Source organism: Enterococcus sp. DIV0724b, from assembly GCF_050531475.1.
Taxonomy (GTDB): domain Bacteria; phylum Bacillota; class Bacilli; order Lactobacillales; family Enterococcaceae; genus Enterococcus_L; species Enterococcus_L haemoperoxidus.
In genome coordinates this window covers 1,676,897-1,700,242 of sequence record NZ_CP172890.1, presented here as the reverse complement: position 1 = coordinate 1,700,242, position 23,346 = coordinate 1,676,897, and the positions used below count along the sequence as shown (strand labels likewise).

The following is a 23,346-nucleotide window of genomic DNA, read 5'->3' as shown; positions in this document are numbered from 1 at the left end:
AAGGCGAGGGAAGATATTTGTCAAACAATCAAAACATAGCTATTAATCAACTCACCGCTCTATTAAGAGGATTCGGTTCACGTTCAATCTTACATCAGCAAGCAATCGTTCAATCATTAGGAATCCCAGCAAATGACTATATTTCAATTGACTTGTTAAACGAGCTCGGACCACTTACTGCTGGAGAATTAGCGGATAAAACTGGCTTATCTACTGGGACAATCACAGCATTGATCGATCGTTTAGAAAAAATAGGTTATGCTCGTCGAGAAAAAGATCCAAACGATCGCAGACGGGTAATTATTGTCCCAACCTACGAAGACAAAGAGGAAATAAAAAAAGCATATCAACCATTAGACATGGCTATGCAACAATTAGGTCAAGAATACTCAGAAAAAGAGTTACAGATTATCAATCAATTCCTATCCCAAGCCGTTTCAGTATTAGATAAACAATTGCAAACTAAATAGTTTAGACATTCTTATTTATTCACAAATAAGAGCGCGAAACTAAAACTAAAAATCAGTTTTGTTTCGCGCTCTAAATCCAAATAAACGGCTAGAAAAAACAGCTACTACGCTTCGATCACAATAACTTTCAAATGCTAAAGTACTAAAATTTGAAGGCTTCGAAAATAAGCTGAATATGATAAACTAATGTTGCACAATACAGACTTCAGTCCGCAATTGATTTTTCTATTCGCTCTAATTTTTAGGAGTCACTACATTTTTGCCTCAGTCTCTTATTACTATTATTTCATAATATCGATCAAGTCTTTTTTAGACGCCGCTGAAGCCGGCATGTAACTAAAGACAACACCGATCAAGATTGAAATTCCTACAGCTAAACCGATTGTAAATAAATCCGGTCGCACTGCAAAAGGTAAAAACATAGATGAAAGAACACCCAGTATCATCCCTAATAGATAACCAATCAAGCCACCAATCAATGTCAACGTCAGCCCTTCAGCTAAAAATTGCTTTCTAATATCTTTTTCTGTTGCCCCTAAGGCACGACGGATCCCTATCTCTTTTGTCCGCTCTGAAACAGAAATATACATCATATTCATGACACCCACTCCAGCAATAAACAACGAGATACCTGCTACAGCTGAAATGAACAATGTAAGATTATCTAAAATACTGCCCATTTGATCGATACCTGATTTTGGATTGTATGTATCATACTCACCGACATTTCTCAAACTACCAGTAAAATTAAGTTGTTTTAAAACCTCTCTAGTCACATTGTCTTTATTTTCTCCTGCATCTATTTCTATATTCAAGATGGATTGACTTTCAGGCTTTTTAAAGTAATGATCATAACTTTTTATTGGAAAATGTGCGAGTGCCGATTGATTTTCCGCAGATAAGGTACCATTACTACTAGCAACAACCCCAACCACTGTAAAGAGTTCATTCATTATTTCAAAACCTTTTCCAACTGCTTTTTCAGGGTCACCGTACAGCTTTTGTGCTAAAACTTCATCGATCACAACGACTTTATTTAACGTTTCATTATCTTTAAGTTCGATTTGTCGACCTACCAATAAGTTTTCAGAGGTTTTTTCAACGCGTTCTATTTTTTTAGTTAGTTTTTTCCCGTGAATATATAATTCTACTTGCCGTTCGGTCAATTTTTGTTTTGGCTTATAAAAATCAACTTTTCTGACTCCTTTTATATTCTTGATTAAATCAAAGTCACTTTTTTTAAACATTTCATTTTCGGTAAATGCATTCGATATATCATAATAATTAAATGAGATATTGCTTATATTTTCATTCGTATTAGTCATCGACATTTTATTGATCATATCTCGTTTAAATCCATTACCAATAGAAACGATCGTTATCACGGATGCGATCCCGATAATAATCCCAAACATCGTTAAAAAGCTGCGTTTTTTATTTTTTAGAATTGATTTTAAAGCGGTCTTCCAAATGACGAAATTTTTCATTTAATCAACTCCTCTTCAACAATGACGCCATCTTTAACGCGAATCAAACGACCGCAATAAGAAACCATCTCTGGATTGTGAGTAACTAAAATAATCGTTACGCCTTCTTCTTTATTCAAATCTTGAAATAACTGCATAATATCATCTGATGTTTTTGAATCTAAAGCGCCTGTCGGTTCATCAGCTATGATAAATCTAGGTGAGTTCACAATCGCTCTTGCAATCGCCACACGCTGCTGCTGACCACCAGAAAGTTGTTTTGGATATTTATTCCCTTTATCTCCTAAACCAACTTTTTCTAGTACTTCTTGTACTCTTGCTTTGGTATCGGTATAAGCTGAACCGTTGTATAATAACGGCAGTTCGATATTTTCAAAAACAGTATTATTTTCAATCAAGCTAAAATTTTGAAAGACAAATCCTACTGATTTATTTCTGATTTCAGAGAGTTCTTTGTCAGAAAAATCCGTAATTTCTTTGCCCTCAAATAAGTATGTTCCTTCGAATTTTTTGTCGATAAAACCGATTAAATTGATCAAAGTTGATTTCCCAGAACCAGATGGCCCCATTACAGCTACAAATTCTTTTTCTTTAATTTCAAAATTAACGTTCTTCAAAACATGAAGTTTTTCTTCTTCCAAAGAGTAGAATTTGTTGATTTGTTCCAGTTTAATCATTTTCAACCACCTGCACTTCTGTATTATCTTTTAATACATCATCTGGGTTTCCAATAATTTTAGTCCCTTTTGAAACGCCCGACTCGACATTTTTAGCACCATTTACGTCTTTAACTTTGACATCGGTTTTCACTGCTCGACCATTTTTATATACATAAACAAATGTTTTATCATCTTTTGTTAGAATAGATTTTTCTGGTACAACCAATTGTGGTTGAGGTAACGAAATTTGAACAGATGAACCGTATGCCCAAGGAAAATCCCCGTCAACGATGAATTCATAAGTAGGAATTTCTGAATCAGAACCATTTTTTGATTTTGGTAATTGATTGATACTACCGATTTTCCCTGTAGCTGTTTGATTAGAACCAATTGAAGTCACACTGACTTCTTGACCTGCCTTTAATTTGCTCAAGTCATATTCTGTAACGGTTCCTTTTATTTGTTTGGTCTTACTAAGCACTTGTACTAGCGGTTGCTCTAGTGATTTCTTGCCCGCTTCATTTACCATTGCAACACCATCAATCGTTGCTTTTACTGTCGATGTAACTTTCCCTTGCTCTGATTCTAATGCTGCTGATTCATCGTTCACTTCTGTATAAGCTAAATCTAATGCTTGTTGAGCCTGAATCACTTCATTATTTGTAGTCGTCACTTCTGTTTTTTGTTGTTCAGCTTTTCCTTTAAGCTCTTCTTTTTTATCAGGTTCTACTTCTCTATCAAGTTCAGCTTTAGCTTGATTATAACTTGCTTGCGCTTCATTATAACGAGCTTGCGCACGGCTCAAATTTTGAGCTGCTTGTTGAGCTGACAAACTACTCTTATTCACTGTTCTTTGCTGTTGTTCCGCTCTCGACTGAGCTTCGCTATTTAGATAATTAAGTAGCACATCCCCATTCTTAACTTCTTGTTCATGTTTAACAGGAATATCACCAATTGTTCCCAATGTTTGATCATAGAATATCTCTTCAGTTTGAGACGCTTTAACTTCACCTTTCAATAAAAGTGGATCTAATTGATTTAAAGTAAAGACGTTATAACTAGGTTCAGCTTTTTTAGGTGAAGAAAAAAAGAGAAAATAACTCCCTATACATACTCCGATTATAATACCACCAATAACTAATTTGAATTTTTTACTTTTCATAATACTCGTTCCTCCTACTTAATCTTATATAACTGATTATAGTCGGAAATAAACTTGAAGAGAATTGAATAAGCGAACATTTATCTTACATATTTGAAAGATTAGTATATAAAAAAATGTGATTTGAATATGACTCTTTGAGTCACATCCAGATCACATAGAAGTTATATATCCGTTTTTTCCTAAATACAACGGTACTCTATTTGTTAATTATAATTTGCGTAATTCTTCCATCATATTTGTTTTGCTTTTCGTTTTTGCATCAATGTCTTTTATTTTTTTTGCAGGCACTCCAGCAACTACTGTATAAGGTGCAACGTCATCAACTACGATCGCTCCTGCTGCAACTACTGCACCTTCTCCAACTCGGATACCTTCTAAAATAACTGCATTTGCACCGATCAAAACATTATCTTCGATTACTACTGGTTCTGCACTAGGCGGCTCAATTACACCAGCTAAAACGGTTCCCGCACCGATATGACAATTTTTACCAACGGTTGCGCGTCCACCTAAAATTGCACCCATATCGATCATCGTGCCTTCACCAATCACTGAACCAATATTGATGATTGCGCCCATCATAATCACAGCATTGTCACCAATCTCAACTTGGTCTCTAATAATTGCTCCTGGTTCAATTCGAGCATTGATTTGTTTAATATCCAACAGCGGGATAGCGGAATTTCGAGAATCATTTTCAATAACGTAATCTACTATGTTCTCTTTATTCTTCTCAAGAAACTCTTTAATTACCTTCCATTCTCCAAATAATGTGCCCGTTTTGCAATTCGTAAAAGCTTGGATTTCATCAGGAAAAATAACTTCTTTAAGTTTCCCTTTCAAAGTAACTTTTACTGGTGTTTTCTTTTCAGCGTTCCCGATATAATTAATAATTTCATATGCATCCATCAAAATAACTCCCTTCATATTAAATAACAGTTTTGAGTGTTAGCTTATCAAAAAACTAGAAAAAAGTGAAGTCTTGAATTCAAAATCAAATCACTTTCATTTCTGCAGATTCTCCGTCATTTTTTGGTAAGATAATATTTTTTCGTTCTAGTTCATGTGCCATATGATTGATTGCTTTTAATAATTCTTTACGAGTAATGATTCCTTTAAAACGTTGATTGTCATCCACTACAGGTAGAAAAGCTGCATCAACTAACAAATGAAGAACATCTTCTAGTTCCCATTGTTCACCAATAATTGGCACATTGACTTCCATAACATCTGCCACAGTAAAATCTTGTAATTTATCAAAGTCAACAGACGTGATATCGAACATTTTATCCACAACATCAGATAAGCTGATCAGACCGACGAAACGATCCCCTTTATCTAAAACTGGAATTTTTGAATATTTTACTTGAGATAAAACCAATAGCGCATGACTTAGCGGATTCAAACACATCACGTTTGCAACATTTTCCGCTGGAATCAAAAAGGTTTCTTGTTTTTCTAATAATAATTCTTTTATAGCAGTTCCAATCATTGGAGTGCCTCCATTTCATTTTCTTTGCCACAACTAACATTGTACAGAAAACGGATGCAAATGTCTTTAAATTCAAACTTTTTTCATAACTATTAAAAAAAATTAAGGTTTGACAATATTTTCTTCATTTTTAGACTTTGCAGATAAAGTGAAGATAGCCCCTGCTATTTCTAGCAAAAGCTATCTACATTATTTTTTATTAAAAACAAAATGCAATTCTTTGAAGGGCTGGTGATCTCGTCCATAATATTGAACACTAAATTGATCTGGGGTACTTTCGATAATTGCATACGACTTCAGTTGGATCGGACCTCTCGGTAGACTGATGCTTCCAGGATTTAAATAAAGTACGTTCGCCCGAACCTCACAACCAATTTCGTGTGTATGACCGAATAACACGATATTAGCGTTGACCTGATTGGCCTGTAAGGCAAGTGTAGTCAAGCCAGAACGAACATTGGCTAAATGACCATGTGTCATAAAAATAGTATCTGTTCCATTCTTTTCTACAATCGTGTCAGGAAATTCCGGATCGTAATCACAATTTCCCTTAACTACACTAAAGTCGTTCCATAATACATCAGTAGGTTCTAATTCTGAATCCCCACAATGAAACATTTTATCTACTTTTCCTCGATAGGTTCCTGCTAAATCAACTAACACATCACGATCACCATGATTATCACTTACAATTAAATATTTCATGCACAACCTCCTAATTTTTCAACCAATTTTCCCATTGATCTCTTAGTTTTGCAACGGCTTTTCCTCTATGACTGATCTCATTTTTGCGCTCATCTGATAATTCAGCTGCCGTTTGTTGTTCTTCTGGTACGAAGAACAAGGGATCATACCCAAATCCATGATCTCCTCGCGGAATTGTTCCAATCTCTCCAGACCACTCCCCTTCAACAACCAAACTTTCTTTATCAGGGGCTGCAAAAACAAGTGTACAATGGAATGTAGCTGTTCGTTTTTCTTTTGGTACACCAGTTAATTCATGCAGTAATTTTGCATTATTAGCTGCATCATTTGTTGGTTCTCCGGCAAAACGAGCTGAATAAATTCCTGGTCTACCATCTAATGCATCAACGATTAACCCTGAATCATCTGCTAAAACAGGTTGTTTTAAAATTTCAGCAATCGTTTCTGCTTTTAAACGCGCGTTTTCTTCAAATGTTTTCCCTGTTTCCTCAACATCTGGTAATTCTGGGTAATCCAATAATGTTTTAACATGATAGCCTTTTTCAGCAAAAATTTTAGTAAACTCTTTCGCTTTCCCAGGATTTCTCGTAGCAATAACGATTGTTTTAGCTTCTGTTGGAAAAGACATCTCGCTCATTTGATTTATTAAGGCTTCTTTTTGATAGGCAATCAAATGCTCGATCCCAGTTTTCCCATAGAATAATAGTGAATTTAACTCATCTCCCGAAAATGTCGCCTCTTCACCTGTTCCTTGAAGCTCAACAAAATTACCAGATTCAGTCATCACCAAATTCATATCCACTGCTGCAGCAGAATCTTCTTTATAATCTAAATCAAGAACACACTGACCATCATTTAAAAGCCCTGCACTAACTGCTGCTAAATACTCTTTAATTGGATTTTCTTGTAAATCCCCTTTTTTAAGCATTTTATCAACAGCTATTTTCATGGCTACAAACGCTCCAGTAATACTTGCTGTGCGAGTACCTCCATCTGCTTGAACAACATCACAATCAACGATAATACTTCTTTCTCCTAATTTTTTCAAATCAATAACAGCGCGTAATGAGCGACCAATCAAGCGTTGGATCTCCATTGTTCGACCTGTTAATTTTCCTTTGGCACTTTCACGGATATTCCTCGTATTTGTGGCTCTAGGGAGCATGCTATATTCTGCAGTTACCCAACCTGTTCCTTCTCCTTTTAAAAACGGTGGAACTTTTTCTTCCACAGTTGCTGAACAAATAACTTTAGTATCACCAAAAGAAATCACGACTGACCCTTCAGGATGTTTATAAACATTCGTTTCAATGGTGATTTTTCTTAGTTCTTTTGCTTGTCTTCCATCATGTCTGATCATATTTTATTCACCTCGTAAATTATTAGATAATCGAGCCTGATCTACTCTAATTGTTTCTAAACCTAGCCAATCATTTGCGATTGATTTAAACATTTTTACTGAACCTGTTGTATAAAACTCATTAGGTTTATTTTTGTGTTGAGGAGTATTTGCGATATCAAAATAATCTAATAACATACTCACTTCACTCACTGTTTCAGCTCCTGAATCGATTAGTTTCACCTGACTCCCCATTACATTTTGGATTAAAGGACGTAACAATGGATAATGTGTACATCCCAAGATCAAGGTATCCAGTTTTTTTAATTGCAGTGGGCTCAAAGTTTCTGATACAACTTTTTTTGCTACAGAAGAATTAAACTCATTACTTTCGACGATTGGAACAAATTTTGGACATGCCAAACTAGAAACAAAGGTATTAGGCGCTTTACTTTTTAAAGCCGCCTCGTAAGCACTGCTTTTGATCGTGCCAGCAGTTCCAATCACTCCAATACGATTATTCTTAGTTGCTTTGAGCGCTGCCCTTGTCCCAGGTAAAATCACTCCAACAACTGGTATATCCAATTCAGCCTTGATTTCTTCTAATGCAACAGCTGTAGCCGTATTACAAGCAATTACTAACATTTTGATATTTTTTTCTAAAAGAAAATGGGTCATTTCCCAGGTGAATTGCACCACTTGTTCAGCAGGTCTTGGTCCATAAGGACATCTTGCTGTATCTCCAAGGTAAATCAAACGTTCATTAGGCAGTTGTCTTAATGCTTCTTTTACTACCGTAAGTCCGCCGACCCCAGAATCTATAAATCCTATTGCTCCATGATTATTCAAGCCAATCAAACCTTTACAGTATTTTTTCAACACTCTTATTTTCTACTTTTTAACAATTTTTTTCAAGTTTTATTATCGCTAGCTTCTATTATATCATTCTTTGTCCTTCAAGTTTTTATTTGCATGACGCATTTTAAGTGTTTTTATTCAGCCATCCTTTAAAAAAAACTGGTAATCTTATTTTTCGTATGTTATAATTTCTAACATTAACGGATGGATAGAATTATGATGAACTGATTAAATATAAAAGAAAACTGTTTTTATAAAAAGACAATGATTTCTGAGCTTATTTCGCCTTAAAATCAGCTATATCTATATACTAAGCTTTATAATAACTCTTTCTATTTTCTCAGTTTAAAAGATTATCTACTTACCTAGATAACTATTCATACACTTACCTATCAGCAATCATAAAATATGATGTGATAATTTTATACATAAAGGAGAATGACCATGATTTCGTTGGAACATGTAAATAAGTATTTTGGGGATCATCATGTCTTGAAAGATGTTTCTCTAAGAGTCAACGAAGGAGAAAAGATCGTAATTATTGGACCTTCTGGTTCAGGTAAAAGTACTTTGATCCGTTGTATCAATCGTTTAGAAAAAGTTACTGACGGCCATATATTTGTTGATGGCATCGACATTACTGAACCAAAAGCACCTGTTCAAAAAGTTCGCCAAAAAGTAGCAATGGTATTTCAAAGTTTTAACTTGTATGCGCACAAGACAATCATTCAAAATCTTACTTTAGCTCCTATCAAAGTTAAAGGCGTTAGTAAAGAAGAGGCAACTAAGACTGGAATGGACTATTTAGAAAGGGTTGGTTTGGCCGATAAAGCGAATGCCTACCCTGCTCAACTTTCTGGTGGTCAGCAACAACGCGTGGCAATTGCAAGGGCTCTGAACATGCATCCAGAAATTATTCTTTTTGATGAGCCAACCTCTGCTCTTGATCCAGAAATGATTCAAGAAGTATTGGATGTTATGGTAGATTTATCAAAACAAAACATTACAATGATTTGTGTTACGCACGAAATGGGCTTTGCGCGTCAAGTAGCCGATAAAGTTATTTTTATGGATAACGGTCAGATCATTGAAACAGGAACGCCCGAACATTTCTTCACTAATACACAAAATGAACGTGCCAAAGAATTTTTAAGTAAAATCATTCATAATTAACCTAACAAATTACCTATAAGGAGGAAGTTCAAAATGAAAAAAACGAAAAAATTATTAGTTGCATTATCCCTTAGTTTAGCACTTGGTTTAATTGTAGGGTGTGGAAGTGGTGGAGATGATAAAAAATCAGCCGACTCTGGTAATAAGAGTACAACTGACCTTCAGAAAATTAAAGATGCCGGTGTCATTAAAGTCGGTGTTAAAGAAGATGTCCCTAATTTTGGCTATATGAATCCCGACACGAATAAAAATGAAGGAATGGAACCAGACATCGCTCGCTTAATCGCGAAAGAATTAACTGGTAGCGAAGATAATGTAGAGTTTGTTGGTGTAACAGCTAAAACTCGTGGTCCATTGTTGGATAATGGTGAATTAGATATGGTGATCGCAACCTTTACAATTACGGATGAGCGAAAAGAAACCTACAATTTCACGACCCCTTATTATAAAGACGAAGTTGGTTTCTTAGTAAGAAAAGCTGACAAATTTACTGATACTGCTAGCTTAGATGGAAAAACAATTGGTGTCGTTCAATCAGCAACGACAAAAGAAGCAATCGAAAAACAAGCGAAAGAATTGGGTGTATCATTCAAATATCAAGAACTTGGTTCTTATCCTGAACTGAAAACAGCCCTAACTTCAAAAAGAATTGATGCTTTCTCAGTTGATAAATCGATTTTGACAGGTTATGTAGACGATAATACAGAAATTCTTAAAGATGGTTTCTCACCACAAGAATATGGAATTGCTACGAAAAAAGCAAATACCGAACTGAATGATCAGTTGAATCAATCCATCGAAAAATGGGAAAAAGATGGTACCTTAGAAAAAATTTACAAAACGTGGAATCTAGACTAGCACTTCGCGATTCTATGCAATTTATTAGAATTTAGGAGGAAAATACATGTTCATTATAGCAAATGCAGGTCCTTTTGCACTCTATCGTTGGGAAGCATTATTTAAAGACTGGAGACTTTTTGGCGATGCTTTCCTCTATACTATTTTATTGGCTATTGGCTCACTGATTGTTGCTATGCTATTAGGAATTTTTTTCGGCAGTCTATCCGCTATGCAGAATAAGTTTTTAAATGTAATCAGTCGAATTTATGTTGAGTTCTTTCAAAATACACCCTTGTTGATTCAATTTATCGTAGTCTATTATGGGTTTCCTTTAATTAGTCCGATGTTGACTTTTTCAACCACGACTATCGCCATTATTTGTGTTGGTCTTTATCATGGTGCTTATATCTCCGAAGTTGTTCGCTCTGGAATTGGCGCTGTTCCTAAAGGTCAATTTGAAGCGGCTTATTCTCAAGGTTTCTCTTACGGAAAGACGATGCGCTATGTGGTCTTACCACAGGCATGGCGTATCATGCTACCGCCTTTAACAAATCAAATCGTTAACTTAATCAAAAATACATCGACCGTTGCAATTATATCAGGCACTGATGTGATGTTCACTGCCAACAGCTGGTCTTCGATCAATTTAAATTATATTCCAGCTTTCGCTATAGCAGGATTTCTTTACTTTATCCTATGCTTCCCGCTAGCTAATTTAGCGAGAAAACTTGAAGAAAATAATAAGAAAGCTTATACCAGATAGGAGGATGCATACATGTCTTTTTCAGAACAAATGAGTCAACTTCTGACCGGCAATAATTTGCGCTTTTTATTCGATGGTTTGAAGCTTACACTTTATATTTCTTTTGTATCGATCGTGTTAAGTACAATTTTTGGAACAATTTTAGCTGTGTTGAGAAATCAAAAAACTGGCCCTTTAAAATTTTTAGCTAGTTTATATATCGAAATCGTTCGAAATATCCCAAATTTATTGTGGATTTATGTAATTTTCTTGATTTTTAAGATCAAGTCTACTCCGGCTGGTATTGTTAGCTTCACTGTTTTCACAACCGCAGCTCTTGCTGAAATTATCCGTGGTGGTTTAAACGGTGTAGATAAAGGACAAAAAGAAGCGGCTCGTTCACAAGGATTTAGCAATTTCCAAATTCTTTTGTATATTGTCTTGCCTCAAGCTATTCGCAATGTATTGCCTGCTATAGTTTCACAATTTGTAACAGTAATCAAAGATACTAGTTTTTTATATTCAGTTATTGCTTTGCAAGAATTATTTGGAAAATCATATATCTTAATGGGACGCTATGCACAAACAGAACAAGTCTTTGCTATATATGGTCTTGTCGCTTTGATGTATTTCGTGATCAACTTTTCTATCTCTCAATTTTCGAGATGGCTATCTAGGAATTGGACATAAAAAAGAATGTAACGTAAACTATTTTTTAGTTTTACGCTACATTCTTTTTTTATCGAATCGTCACATTAAATTCTGCTACTAAAGCTTTTTCTACTTTTTCCATTGATTGGTTGATCTCTTCGTCTACCAATGTCGCTTCTGCATTCACAAAAGTTAAGCTATACGCCATTGATTTTTTACCTTCAGCGATATTATCTCCTTGGTATACATCAAATAAATGAACAGTTTGCAAGAATTTTCCAGCATGTTTAGAAATCGTTCCAACTAACTCTTGGCTAGTTACTGTTTCATCAACTAATAAGGCAATATCTCTAGAAACGGCTGGGAATTTTGAAATTTGTTGATAAACTAAGGCATCATTTTCTTCTTCAATAATTGCTTGAAGATTTAATTCAGCAGCATATGTTTCAGGAATTTCATATTCTTTTGCCACATTTGGATGAACTTGCCCAATAAAACCGATGACTGTATCATTCAATTTAACTAAAGCTGTTCTTCCTGGGTGCAACTCTTGGTTATCTTTTGTCGCTTCATAAGATATTTTATACGCAATACCTACTGAGTCAAATAATACTTCAAGTATTCCTTTGATCGTATAGAAATCAACAGGTATTTCTTTTGTCTGCCAATCTTTTACTACACTATTTCCAGATAATACGATTCCTAAATGATTTTCTTCATATGGCAATTCTTTTTTAGGATCGTTATCTTGATAGAACACTCGTCCAATTTCATAAAGTGCAACATTGGTATTTTTACGAGCAACATTATATGCCACATCATCTAGCAAACCTGAAATCAAGTTCATTCTTAAAACAGAACGTTCTTCACTCATTGGCCATTGTAGACTTGTTGTTAAGCTCTCTCTCATCATAAATTGACGAGATTTCTCTTCTGTTGTTAAAGCATAGCTGATTGCTTCACTTGCACCACAACCTTCTAATAAGCTTTTGATTCTACGAACTAATAATTGTCCGCTCGTTAAGCTACCTGCTACAGTCTCACCTTTTGGTAAGGTTGACGGTAGATTGTCATAACCGTAAATACGTGCAACCTCTTCGATCAAGTCTGCTTCGATCGTAATATCCCAACGTCTAGGTGGAACTGTCACAGTGTATTTTTCATGATCAAGTTCATACTCAAATCCTAAAGTATCGAAGATTTCACTAACCGTCGCTTGATTCATTTCCGTGCCCAGATATTCATTGATTCGAGAAATTGTTACACTTACAACAACATCTTCTAAGGTTAATTCTGAGCCAATGGCCTTATCTGAAACAACCGTTCCGCCAGCTAATTTAGCGATCATTGCCGCTGCTACATCGCCAGCCTCACCAATTGTTGCATGATTAATCCCTTTTTCAAATCTACTAGAAGATTCGCTACGTAGGTTAAATTCTTTTGATGTTCTTCGAACGGATAATGAATCAAATAATGCAGATTCCAGCGCAACCGTTGTTGTTTCCTCAGTGATTTCTGAATCCGCACCACCCATAACACCAGCCAAAGCTACTGGAACTTTACCATTTGTAATAACGATATTTTCATTAGTTAGTTTACGAGTTTCACCATCTAAAGTAACGATTTCTTCATCCGCTTTACCCCGTCTGACTAAAATCGTTTGACTATCTAATTTATTATAATCGAATGCATGCAATGGTTGTCCAAATAATAAAAGGATATAGTTCGTTATATCAACCACGTTATTGATTGGACGGATTCCTTCGTTCATTAAACGAGTTTGCAGCCATAATGGACTTTCGGCAATTTTCACATCTTTAATAATTCTGATTTGATAAGCCGGTACATCTTTTGGATCTTCCACCTCAACTGAGATATAATCAGCAGCTGTTTCAGTAGTATCCTCTTCTAAAAGAGCGTCATTGAATTTAGGCGTTTGACGGTAAATAGCTCCCACTTCATATGCAACGCCACGCATGCTTAATGCATCTGCCCGGTTTGGCGTGATTGATAATTCGATAATGTGGTCATCCATGTCTAAATAAGAGAAAACATCCTCACCATTGACAGCCTCTTGCGGCATATAATAAATTCCTTCAGAATAAGCTTTTGGAATCACACTATCCGAATAACCCAATTCTTGTAAAGAACAAATCATACCATTTGAGACTTCCCCACGCATTTTACCTTTTTTGATTTTTTGATTGCCAGTAATACGAGAACCAGGTAAAGCTACAATCACTTTGATGCCGACTTTGACATTCGGTGCACCACAAACGATTTGTGATAATTCTTCTTCACCGATATCCACTTGGCAGATCGATAGATGATCTGAATTTGGATGAGGAATACATTCTTTGACCTCACCGACCACAATTTTTTTCAAGCCTTCTTCTGGTACTTCAACACCTTCAACTTCGATACCAGTCAAAGACATTTGGTCAGATAATTCTTTTGCAGAAATTTTTGAAAGATCTAAATACTCACTTAACCATTTATAAGAAACTAACATCGTCGACTACTCCTTTACCTTAAACTGATTTAAGAAACGTAAATCATTTTGATAGAAATTACGGATATCATTCACACCATAACGTAACATTGCTACACGATCCGGCCCTAAGCCAAAGGCAAAACCAGTATACTCAGTTGGATCGATTCCTGACATTGACAGCACGTCTGGATGAACCATACCAGCACCTAAAATTTCGATCCAACCGGTTTGTTTACATACATTACAGCCGGAACCGCCGCATTTGAAACAGCTGACATCGACCTCGACTGATGGCTCAGTAAATGGAAAATAACTCGGACGCAAGCGAATTTTACGTTCTTCACCGAACATTTTTTTCATGACAACTTCTAGTGTTCCTTTAAGGTCACCCATTGTAATGTTCTTATCGATCACTAATCCTTCGATTTGATGGAATTGGTGGCTATGCGTTGCATCATCGGTATCTCTGCGAAATACTTTTCCTGGAGAAATCATACGTAGCGCGCCTTTTGAAAAATCGTGTTTTTCCATTGTTCTAGCTTGAACAGGTGAAGTGTGCGTACGAATCAAAATTTCGTCAGAAATATAAAAGGTATCTTGCATATCGCGAGCGGGATGATCTTTAGGCAAGTTCATACGCTCGAAATTATAATGATCCGATTCAACTTCATATCCTTCAACAACTTGATAACCCATACCAACAAAAATATCTTCGATTTCTTCCATTACTTGAGATAATATGTGGCGTGTACCATGAACCATTTGCTTTCCTGGTAATGTCACATCAATCGTTTCTTGTTCTAAAGCAGCATTCAAAGCAGCTGTCTCCAGAGTTTCTTTGCGTGCTTCAACAGCCTCAGTCAACAAATCGCGAATTTCATTAGCAAAACCTCCTACGACCGGACGTTCTTCCGCAGATAAATCTTTCATCCCTCTCAATACTTCAGTAATTGGGCCTTTTTTACCTAGCGTTTCTACTCTAATTTGGTTTAGAGCCTTAAGATCAGCTACATGTTGAATTTTAGTCAATGTCTCATCTCTTAATGCTTCTAATTGAGCTTTTAATGTCATTTCTCTATTCCTTTCTTTTGTTTGATCGTTGAATTGAGTCAAAAGCAGTAACATAATAACAAAATACCTAAAAATGTTCATATAAAAAACGATAGCCCGCTCCTACATAAAGGAACGAGCTATCGTGTTACCATCCTACTTCATGACAAAAAATCATGCACTCAATTCTTATAACGGCTTTCACCGATCTGCTCTTTTTGGAACAAACAAACTCCGGAAGTGAACTTCATTTTTCGATTACGCAACCTGTTTCCAGTCCTAGACAGGTTTTCCCTTTTCGTATCAACCAAACTACTCTTTTCCATCAACGTTCTTTTGTTATTCAATTGATTACAGTTTACAAGAAATTAAGTCTTAGGTCAACTGCATTCTTCAGCGGTAACCCACTTTTCTGCCCAATGCTGAATTTGTTCCATTGCTTGTTGTAAGTCCTTGCCTTTATTTGTGAGGAAATATTCTAGACGACTACTCTCATCACAGCGAACCGCTTTTGAGATAATTCCTTCCCCTTCTAGCTCTTTCAAGCGTTCTACTAACACTCGATCGCTAAGTTCAGGTATTTTTTGTCTTAACTCACCAAATCGTTGAGGACCATTTTCCAACAAGACGTCAATAATCAAACCATTCCATTTTTTTCCTAAAATCGCAAATGCTTTTTCAAATTTAGGACATAATGAAAATTCGGTTGTTTTTACTTGCTCCATTTTCCTCACCTCGTGAACTGAGTATAGCACACAACTTACAATTTGTAAGTAGATTTGCTTTCAATTTAATTCATTTTTTCTATAATTTGTTCTTTGTCCATATCAATAATGATCCCAGCTGACAATAATACTAACAATACTTGATTTACTTCTTTGCTCGTTGCTTGGGCCAGCGCTTTTCGATATAAATTTAATTGACCTCTATAACGCTGGATGATTTTTTTGATTTCTTGTATATTTTCTATATCTTGGACAAAATCCGTTTTATAATCATATAAAATACAACTTTCTTCTTGTTCGACGTAACCATCAATCATTCCGTGAATCAATAAATCATCTTGCGTTTCTTTCGGATAATCTTTAATCAGTTCTTCGGCTTTCAACAACATTGAAAATGGTTGTTCACGAATAACTTTTGCTGGATTTTCTAGCAATAGTTGCCCTAAACTTGTTTGATAAAACGATAAAACTTGCTCCACATTGATTTGCTTGGCTACATTTTCTTGGATGATCTTTGTTTTAATTAGTTCATCAATCAATTGGATGATACTCTCTTTAGTTGGTTCATTTTTCAAATCTAACAATTGTAAAAGGTAATGAGTCGCTGTGCCGATTTCTGCTGCAGATGGTTTTCGAATGGTTTCAATAAATCTAGGTTTACCTAACTCCCCTTCACTCATTCTGTGAATGATCATTGGTGTTGGTTGAATTGTATTTTTTTCATCCACTTCGATTTTAGCGATTTCTTTATTGTCTGGATCTTCAAAAACACGCTTGATCTCCGATACTGATTGGTAATTTGTCGTTTTAGTTGAGAGTTGATAAGGATACTCATAATTCAAACGACGTAAGCCTTTTTCAATGGATTTCGAATCGCTCTTTTTCGTTTCAACTTCCTTTATAGCACTCGTATCAATAAATTGAAGTGCTGCAAACTGTTCTTGAATCGTTTTTTCGGTCATGAAAGAAATGGAGAAGCTAGCCGGATGTTGTGTGATTCCAGCAATTTTTTCAGTCACAAATTCCGTTTGAAACTCAGCCATTTTCTGATGTCGAACCAAGCTCATTCCTACCCAATTCATTAAACTGCTCTTTCCTTGCAGTCGATTTTCGCTAGGTAACACTTTTGTTTGAACATCAGCGATTTTCAGCCACTCTTTAAACGTCGCTTCTTGATTGTTATAAGAACCAACCAAATAAAGTTTTTGCTCAGCACGCGTCAACGCAACATATAGTTTACGCATTTCTTCTGAAAGTAATTTTTTTAATTTTGCTTGTTTGATAGCTAAAAATGGTAACGTTTCATAAAGCATTCGGTCTGTTTGATCTAGATAACGAATCCCGACACCAAGCCGATCATCAAAGATATAGCGTTCATTCAGATCACCAAGATTAAATTCTTTGGTCATATCTAAAATGAAAACTACTGGAAACTCTAAGCCTTTACTAGCATGAATGGTCATGACTCGTACCGCATTTTCTTCGCTCAAAATCACAGGTTCAGCTAAATCTTTATCTTTTTCTTGCATTTTTTCGATAAAACGAACAAATTGAAACAATCCACGAAAACTGGTTTGTTCATAACTATTTGCACGATCAACTAGTGCGAATAAGTTCGCCTGTCTTTGTTTACCAGCAGGCATACCACCTACATAATCTAAATACGCTGTGTCTTGATAAATTTGCCAAATCAGCGTAGATAATTGATTTCTTCTAGCAATTTCTCGCCATTGTTCCAACCATTCAGCAAATTTTGTTGTTTTTTCTTTTAATGATTGTTGCTGTGAATTGTCAGTATCAGTTTGATTAAATGTTAAAAATGCTTCGTAATACGAACTTTTTTTAGCAGCTAAACGAATCGTCACTAATTCATTTTCTCTCAATCCTACAATCGGCGAACGCAAAACAGCCGCTAGTGGAATATCTTGATACGGATTGTCGATGATTTGTAAAAGAGCCACCATCGTTTGAACTTCTGTTGCTTGAAAATAATTTTGAGCATCATTCACTTGAATGGGAATTCCAGCTAACTTGAATATTTCCAAAATCGTCAAATTATTTTTCTTAGTAGGTGTCAACAGTACGATATCTTTGTAGGTTAGTGGTCGATTTTCTTTTGTCGATTTGTCATAAATCAAAAATTTATTATCAATCAACTCTCTGATTTTCAGAGCTGTCATATGCAATTCGCCTTCGGTTTTGTCTTCTAGAATTAATTGAGAGTCGTCTAGTTTAAGTGTTTCTTCCAATTGCTCCGATTTTTTTTCATAAATCAACAGTTCTGTATCATAATTTTCAGCCTCAGCAAACTGGTCAAATCCATGAACCAATTGGGCTGCATCATCGTATGCAATTTGTCCAACACGTTCATCCATCAATTGTTCAAAAACCAAATTAGTAAAATCTAAAACATTTTTTCTAGAACGAAAATTTTCAGCTAGAACAATTCGTTTTCCATCCTTATTTTGCCCGTATTGATTATATTTTTCAATAAAAAGTGTTGGATCAGCCAAGCGGAAAGAATAAATAGATTGCTTAACATCTCCCACCATAAATAAGTTACCTTCTTCAGCAGTTGGTCTTCTTAGCCAGTAAAGAATCGTCTCTTGCAATCGATTGATATCTTGATATTCATCGACAAGCACTTCATCAAACTTCTCTCGATAATAGTTGGAAGCTTCGCTAGCTAACCAAACACCCGCTTCGTTTTTTGCTAAGATCGCTAAAGTAAAATGTTCTAAATCATTGAAATCAACTAAGCCTTTTCTTAGCTTTTGTTTACTGTAAGAATCTATAAATGCTTTTCCAACTTTAGCCATCTCTTGAACAAGCGGCTGTGATTGTTCTAAGATTTCCTTCATTTGTTCTGGGGACAGTGTAAAGAGATTACTTATAATATCATTTATTGCTTTCTTATTTTGTTCTCGCAAGTTTTTCGCTTGGGCAGCTATCTCTTTGTAGTCTTCTGCTCGCACAGTAGGATAACGTTCAAAGGTAACTGTTTTTGAAATTTCAAAGCCAGATTCTAAATCGTTGTCTGCTAATTGGCTAGTAAATGTTTCGACAAATTCTTTTTCGTATCTTGCAAGTGTCGCAATTTTTGCTAACTTTTCTTCTCCTTCGGTCATGCGAATCATCTCTTCATAACGATCTACACAACGTAATAGACTGTCCATGACTTGTGGTTTCAAATATTCTTGAAATAAGGCTGAATCACCTAACTGTCCATCTACACGATAACTATCAGCTAAATGAGCGAGCCATTCGTCTGGATCTGGATTAGCACGGGCAAATTCATACAATGAAAAGACTAGCTTAGTCAGACCATCATCACTACGGTCATTAGAGAAGTTACTCGTCAGTTGATAAAAGGTTTCTTCATTATCAGCATAGAATTTTTCTCTGAGTTCATCCCAAACATCTTCTTTTAAAAGCAGCATTTCCGTTTCATCTGTCAGCAAGCGAAACACAGGATCCATTTCAATCAAATAATAAAAACGTCGGATCACAGTTAAACAAAACGCATGCAATGTGCTGATATTCGCAGTTGGAAGCAAGGACAACTGTTTGATAAAGTGCTGTTTTTTCTCTTGCTCACTTTCATTTGTAATTGCTTTTTGCAAAGCAACTTGAATTCTTTCTTTCATTTCTTTTGCAGCCGCTTCTGTATAAGTCACGATCAATAATCGATCGATATCCGTACCACTTTTAAGTTTTTCGATGACTCTACGAACAAGGACTGTGGTTTTTCCAGAACCAGCAGAAGCAGAAACTAAAATATTTTCGTCTCCATCAAAAACAGCTTGCCACTGATTATCAGTAAATTGTTCATTTTCTGGACGTAAAGGAATTACTTTACTCATCATTCGTTCCTCCTTCCTGCTCATTTTCTATCAAACGATCCATCACATCTTTTTTAGATAATGTTTCAATTCGATTGTAGTTATTTTCTTTTAACATAACATCAAAGTTACAAACACTTCTGAAGGGACAAAAACGACAAGCAATTCGTTCTTTTCCTTGATAAGCAGGATTCAACTCAATTTCTCCACTCGTCACCTTGTTACCGGCTTCGATGAACTTGCTGCGGTTATGAGTTAATAAAGCACCTAATTCAGGTTCTGTCACAAATTTATCTTCTTGACGACGTCCTGGTTTAATAATTTCTTTTGCTGATTCCTCAATTGGGAAAATCAGTGAACTTTGTTTGGCCTGTAAACTTTTATCTAGATTTTCAAGCAAAACTGGATCGTTCAATAACAACCCATCAAATTGGAATTTCTTTAAAAGCTGCTGCTCTTTTTTATCTTCTGTTTCATATGGAAGAATTGGATTATGAACATGAAGATAAAATGATCCTGCTGGTTTAGCCGACTGACCAACTAAATTAACAGCATCCATCAACGCAACGTCTAAGTAAGTCAACATCTGCATGGCCAATCCATAATACGCCTCCGTAATGTTAAACTTTTTGTGGCTAGATTTATAATCAACGACTCCTAGATATAAAGAATCTGGTGTTACTAATTGATCTAAGCGGTCTATTTTCCCTCTAACACTAATATTGCCGCCGTTTTTCAAGGGAAGTTCTAAGCCTTTGATCCCTTTTTGACTTGCGATCTGACCAAATAAAACTTCTGTTTGAACAGTCGTCATCCCGCTACGTTCGCTTTGACGTTTCAACGCCCAGCTCACTTTTTTTATTGTTTGTCCAAGCTGATAACGAATATAATTCATTCGGCTAGATGTGTCGAGAATCGAAAATTTTATTTCGCCGAATACAGTATTCAAAATTTGTTCTGTGAACTCGCTAACTTCTCGATCCGTCAGCTCAGATAGTTGTTTATTTTGCATGATCAATAATTTAAAGAACTGATCCAATGCCTCATGGAAAAAGTCTCCCGTTGCAGCCGGTGATAACCCAAAAACATCTCTTTCTTTTAAGCCTAAGCCAAAGCGTGAGAAATATTGATATTGACAACGATAGAAACTTTCCATTCTTGAGACAGATGTATAAATATGTTTAGTGTATAGTTCATCTGCTAAATGCTCTTGTAAATTCTCTGGCAAGTTTTGATGTCCTAGACTTTCAAAAACATGACTTGCTAGTGCTGCCTGCGAGTGTTTCATTAATTGACGTTCCAAGGTAAGCCAAAATACCAAAATACCTTCTTGCATTTCCTTTTTCTGGCGTTTTAAATTTGTTAAATCACTGATCAGCGTTCTGTAGGTTCCGATATGTTCTAGACTTACTTGCTCATCATCCAAAATTGTAAGAGCATTTCTTTGCTGCATCTGTAAACCTAAATCATTTTGAATATTTGTTAAATAAGTAGATACTTTCACATCTTTAGCGGTATCTTTCACACTTGGATAAGAAAAATACAGACGTTCAGTAGCGGCTGCAAACATGATATACGCGTTAAAGGGTTCCTTGGCAATGCTTTTTCTCGTGTCATTCAATAAAAATTGACCATCATCTAATTGATCATTAACGAATTGTCTTTCTTCATCTGAAAGTAATGTTTTGTTATCAAATTTTTGAGGTAAAACCTGATCCGTCAAGCCAATAGCGAACACGACTTTCGCTTGTCCAGGCCTAGCTAGATCAATTGAACGGACTTGTACTTGATCAATGGCTGTTGGCACTTTATTGTAACGTAAGCCTTCTAAACCGCTTGAAAAAATTTCTTCAAACGCAGCTAGATCAAAGGAATCCTTTCCATAAATCGTCACATACTCATCTAATAAAGTCATCAATGCTTCCCAAGTTTGCTCATGATTACGAGCTTGTTCCAATTGGCCCATTTCTATTGCTTGATTGCGCCACATCATCAACTGCTTCTCGACCCCATTATTCACTAAAAAACGATAAAAATAGTCAGCTGCTTCAACACCTGTTTGTGCTTTTTGGATTGTCTTAAAAAAGGCTGGCACATTCTGTTGAATCATTTTTCGTACAGTATTGGAATCCTTTTCGATCAATTCAGTATCATCTTGTTGCTCTGCTTCAAAATCATAGCGAATAAAATGCCAATCTTTATTTTTCTCCCAATGATAGCCTTCGTAACCATATGCTAAAACGACATTTTCAGCTACATCTATTTTTCGGCGCCATTCATTTCGTTGAACTTGCCATTCTTCAACTGAAATTTGATCCTCAATGGGAAAAAATAATTCTGTTCTCAAAAAGCGCAATACATCCCGATAACGATAATGATACGCATGAATTGCAAATAATGACTGAATAAATTCAACCAAAGGATGCTGTTCCATCGCCATATCCCGATCTAAGTAAACAGGAATTTCATTCATCGAAAATAGAGGTTCGATCATAGTTTCATAACTGTCTAGTTCCCGAGTAAGTAATTGAATGTCTTTATACCGATAATTTTCTTCTACAACTAATCTTCTGATTTCTTTTGCGATGTGATTGATTTCTTCCTTAGGGTTTTCTGCGCACCAAAATTGTAGATGATCATCATTGATTCTTTGTTTTCCTCTTTTAGGATGACTTTCCTGAGCTTCGATCCAGTATTTTTCAAGAGTTTGAATGCTATTATCAGCAATCAACTTTTTATTCTTTTCCACATGATCTGGTAATATCGCCACATTAGCGTTTCTTGCTAATTGATACAGTTTATGATAAGTCGTACCTGTTTCATAAAATAGGTTCATCAATGATGGTAGCTCGTTCGGATATTTTTTATCCAAAACTAAAGAGATTTTAACCTCGCCACCTCGACGCATCAATGTCTCAATCAATTTCAATTCTCTTGCAGAAAAATTATGATACCCATTGATTACAAATAAAACATTTCTCAGATCTTTTGTTTCTAGGTATTCCGTTAAGTAATTAATGATTTCTGCAGATTTGATTCCATATTGACTCATTGTTTCTTCAAATTTTGAAAAAACTAATTTGATATCTTGAATCTTCAATTGTAAATCCTGTTCTTTACTATCTGTTTGTTGGCCTGATAAATGGCCAAATAGCTCATCTAAATCAATATTGCCTTCTTTCATTTCCTGATACAAGTCAAATAACTGTTGAATAAATCCTGATTTATTGACTTCTCCACGAAAGACTTTCAGCGCCTCTTCATTCTCTGATAGAATCTTTCTAAAAACCATCGCAGCTCCTGCTTCAGAAAGAATTTCTGAACCATAATATTGTGTATGTTGTAAAAAGTACCATGCCAATCGATAGAAACTAAACACTTGAAAGCGCATTGTTGCAATCGAATCGTTCTGGTTCTTTTGAATATATTTTATTCGTTTGAGTGCATTGATCTCTTGCTCAAATTTCATGTGATTTGGAACTAAATAAAAAACTTCATGCGAATCCTCTTCAGACAACCACTGTACAGAAGCTTGTATAAGAACTTCTTCTAAATCCATCTCAGCAGTTCCGCGAATAAATTGTAGACTCATTTTGTCACATCCTTTATAAATGTTTCCTGTTCTTAGTTTATCATAAATCGTGTTTGAATACG

18 protein-coding genes and 1 other annotated feature are annotated in these 23,346 nt (G+C 35.6%); of the genes, 5 read left to right on the top strand and 13 right to left on the bottom strand.

Annotated features, from left to right (window positions below; genetic code table 11):
• The first annotated feature begins 17 nt into the window (after nt 1–17).
• The gene (locus IGJ02_RS07805) at nt 18–470 is read left to right on the top strand and encodes a MarR family winged helix-turn-helix transcriptional regulator (protein WP_430603980.1); all 453 of its coding nucleotides are present in this window, start codon (nt 18–20) and stop codon (nt 468–470) included.
• 281 nt (nt 471–751) lie between these two features.
• On the opposite strand, the gene IGJ02_RS07800 is transcribed toward IGJ02_RS07805, so the two are convergent.
• The 8 genes from IGJ02_RS07800 to racE all read right to left on the bottom strand — a co-directional run bounded on the left by IGJ02_RS07800 (nt 752) and on the right by racE (nt 8,166).
• On the bottom strand, nt 752–1,957 hold the full coding sequence (locus IGJ02_RS07800) for an ABC transporter permease (protein WP_430603979.1): 1,206 nt from the start codon (nt 1,955–1,957) through the stop codon (nt 752–754).
• Entirely contained in the window at nt 1,954–2,634 is a 681-nt protein-coding gene (locus IGJ02_RS07795) for an ABC transporter ATP-binding protein (protein WP_430603977.1), read from the bottom strand. The genes IGJ02_RS07800 and IGJ02_RS07795 overlap by 4 nt, the downstream gene beginning before the upstream one ends.
• Nucleotides 2,627–3,778, bottom strand: coding sequence for an efflux RND transporter periplasmic adaptor subunit (locus IGJ02_RS07790; RefSeq protein WP_010761274.1), 1,152 nt, complete (start codon nt 3,776–3,778; stop codon nt 2,627–2,629). The genes IGJ02_RS07795 and IGJ02_RS07790 overlap by 8 nt, the downstream gene beginning before the upstream one ends.
• Nucleotides 3,779–3,988: 210 nt before the next feature.
• Nucleotides 3,989–4,690 carry a 2,3,4,5-tetrahydropyridine-2,6-dicarboxylate N-acetyltransferase gene (gene dapD / locus IGJ02_RS07785; RefSeq protein WP_010761273.1) on the bottom strand — a complete coding sequence of 234 codons (702 nt, stop codon included), beginning with the start codon at nt 4,688–4,690 and terminating at the stop codon, nt 3,989–3,991.
• Nucleotides 4,691–4,775: 85 nt separating this feature from the next.
• Entirely contained in the window at nt 4,776–5,273 is a 498-nt protein-coding gene (gene cbpB, locus IGJ02_RS07780; protein ID WP_010761272.1) for a cyclic-di-AMP-binding protein CbpB, read from the bottom strand.
• Nucleotides 5,274–5,462: 189 nt separating this feature from the next.
• Nucleotides 5,463–5,978: a metallophosphoesterase gene (locus IGJ02_RS07775; protein WP_430603974.1), complete on the bottom strand. Its 516-nt coding sequence runs from the start codon at nt 5,976–5,978 to the stop codon at nt 5,463–5,465.
• 10 nt (nt 5,979–5,988) lie between these two features.
• On the bottom strand, nt 5,989–7,338 hold the full coding sequence (gene rph / locus IGJ02_RS07770) for a ribonuclease PH (protein ID WP_430603972.1): 1,350 nt from the start codon (nt 7,336–7,338) through the stop codon (nt 5,989–5,991).
• A 3-nt stretch (nt 7,339–7,341) separates the two neighbouring features.
• On the bottom strand, nt 7,342–8,166 hold the full coding sequence (racE, locus tag IGJ02_RS07765; RefSeq protein ID WP_034683201.1) for a glutamate racemase: 825 nt from the start codon (nt 8,164–8,166) through the stop codon (nt 7,342–7,344).
• 453 nt (nt 8,167–8,619) lie between these two features.
• Here racE and IGJ02_RS07760 point away from each other — a divergent pair, with 453 nt between their 5' ends.
• The 4 genes from IGJ02_RS07760 to IGJ02_RS07745 are packed head-to-tail and all read left to right on the top strand — an operon-like array spanning nt 8,620 to nt 11,620.
• On the top strand, nt 8,620–9,348 hold the full coding sequence (locus IGJ02_RS07760) for an amino acid ABC transporter ATP-binding protein (protein ID WP_010761268.1): 729 nt from the start codon (nt 8,620–8,622) through the stop codon (nt 9,346–9,348).
• 33 nt (nt 9,349–9,381) lie between these two features.
• Complete coding sequence (locus tag IGJ02_RS07755; protein WP_430603969.1) at nt 9,382–10,206, top strand: transporter substrate-binding domain-containing protein; 825 nt, start codon at nt 9,382–9,384, stop codon at nt 10,204–10,206.
• A gap of 46 nt (nt 10,207–10,252) precedes the next feature.
• Nucleotides 10,253–10,951, top strand: coding sequence for an amino acid ABC transporter permease (locus IGJ02_RS07750; RefSeq protein WP_430603966.1), 699 nt, complete (start codon nt 10,253–10,255; stop codon nt 10,949–10,951).
• A 30-nt stretch (nt 10,952–10,981) separates the two neighbouring features.
• The gene (locus IGJ02_RS07745) at nt 10,982–11,620 is read left to right on the top strand and encodes an amino acid ABC transporter permease (RefSeq protein ID WP_034683206.1); all 639 of its coding nucleotides are present in this window, start codon (nt 10,982–10,984) and stop codon (nt 11,618–11,620) included.
• A gap of 49 nt (nt 11,621–11,669) precedes the next feature.
• On the opposite strand, the gene pheT is transcribed toward IGJ02_RS07745, so the two are convergent.
• From pheT to IGJ02_RS07720, 5 genes are all read right to left on the bottom strand, one after another.
• Complete coding sequence (gene pheT, locus IGJ02_RS07740) at nt 11,670–14,093, bottom strand: phenylalanine--tRNA ligase subunit beta (protein WP_430603965.1); 2,424 nt, start codon at nt 14,091–14,093, stop codon at nt 11,670–11,672.
• 6 nt (nt 14,094–14,099) lie between these two features.
• Nucleotides 14,100–15,146, bottom strand: a complete 1,047-nt coding sequence (pheS, locus tag IGJ02_RS07735) for a phenylalanine--tRNA ligase subunit alpha (protein WP_430603963.1) — start codon at nt 15,144–15,146, stop codon at nt 14,100–14,102.
• Between the two features lie 107 nt (nt 15,147–15,253).
• Nucleotides 15,254–15,463 (bottom strand) — a binding site (T-box leader).
• 42 nt (nt 15,464–15,505) lie between these two features.
• The gene (locus IGJ02_RS07730) at nt 15,506–15,850 is read right to left on the bottom strand and encodes a winged helix-turn-helix transcriptional regulator (protein WP_010761262.1); all 345 of its coding nucleotides are present in this window, start codon (nt 15,848–15,850) and stop codon (nt 15,506–15,508) included.
• Nucleotides 15,851–15,915: 65 nt separating this feature from the next.
• On the bottom strand, nt 15,916–19,713 hold the full coding sequence (gene addA / locus IGJ02_RS07725; RefSeq protein WP_430603962.1) for a helicase-exonuclease AddAB subunit AddA: 3,798 nt from the start codon (nt 19,711–19,713) through the stop codon (nt 15,916–15,918).
• Entirely contained in the window at nt 19,706–23,284 is a 3,579-nt protein-coding gene (locus IGJ02_RS07720) for a PD-(D/E)XK nuclease family protein (protein ID WP_430603961.1), read from the bottom strand. Before IGJ02_RS07720 ends, addA begins: the two co-directional genes overlap by 8 nt.
• Nucleotides 23,285–23,346 lie beyond the last annotated feature (62 nt).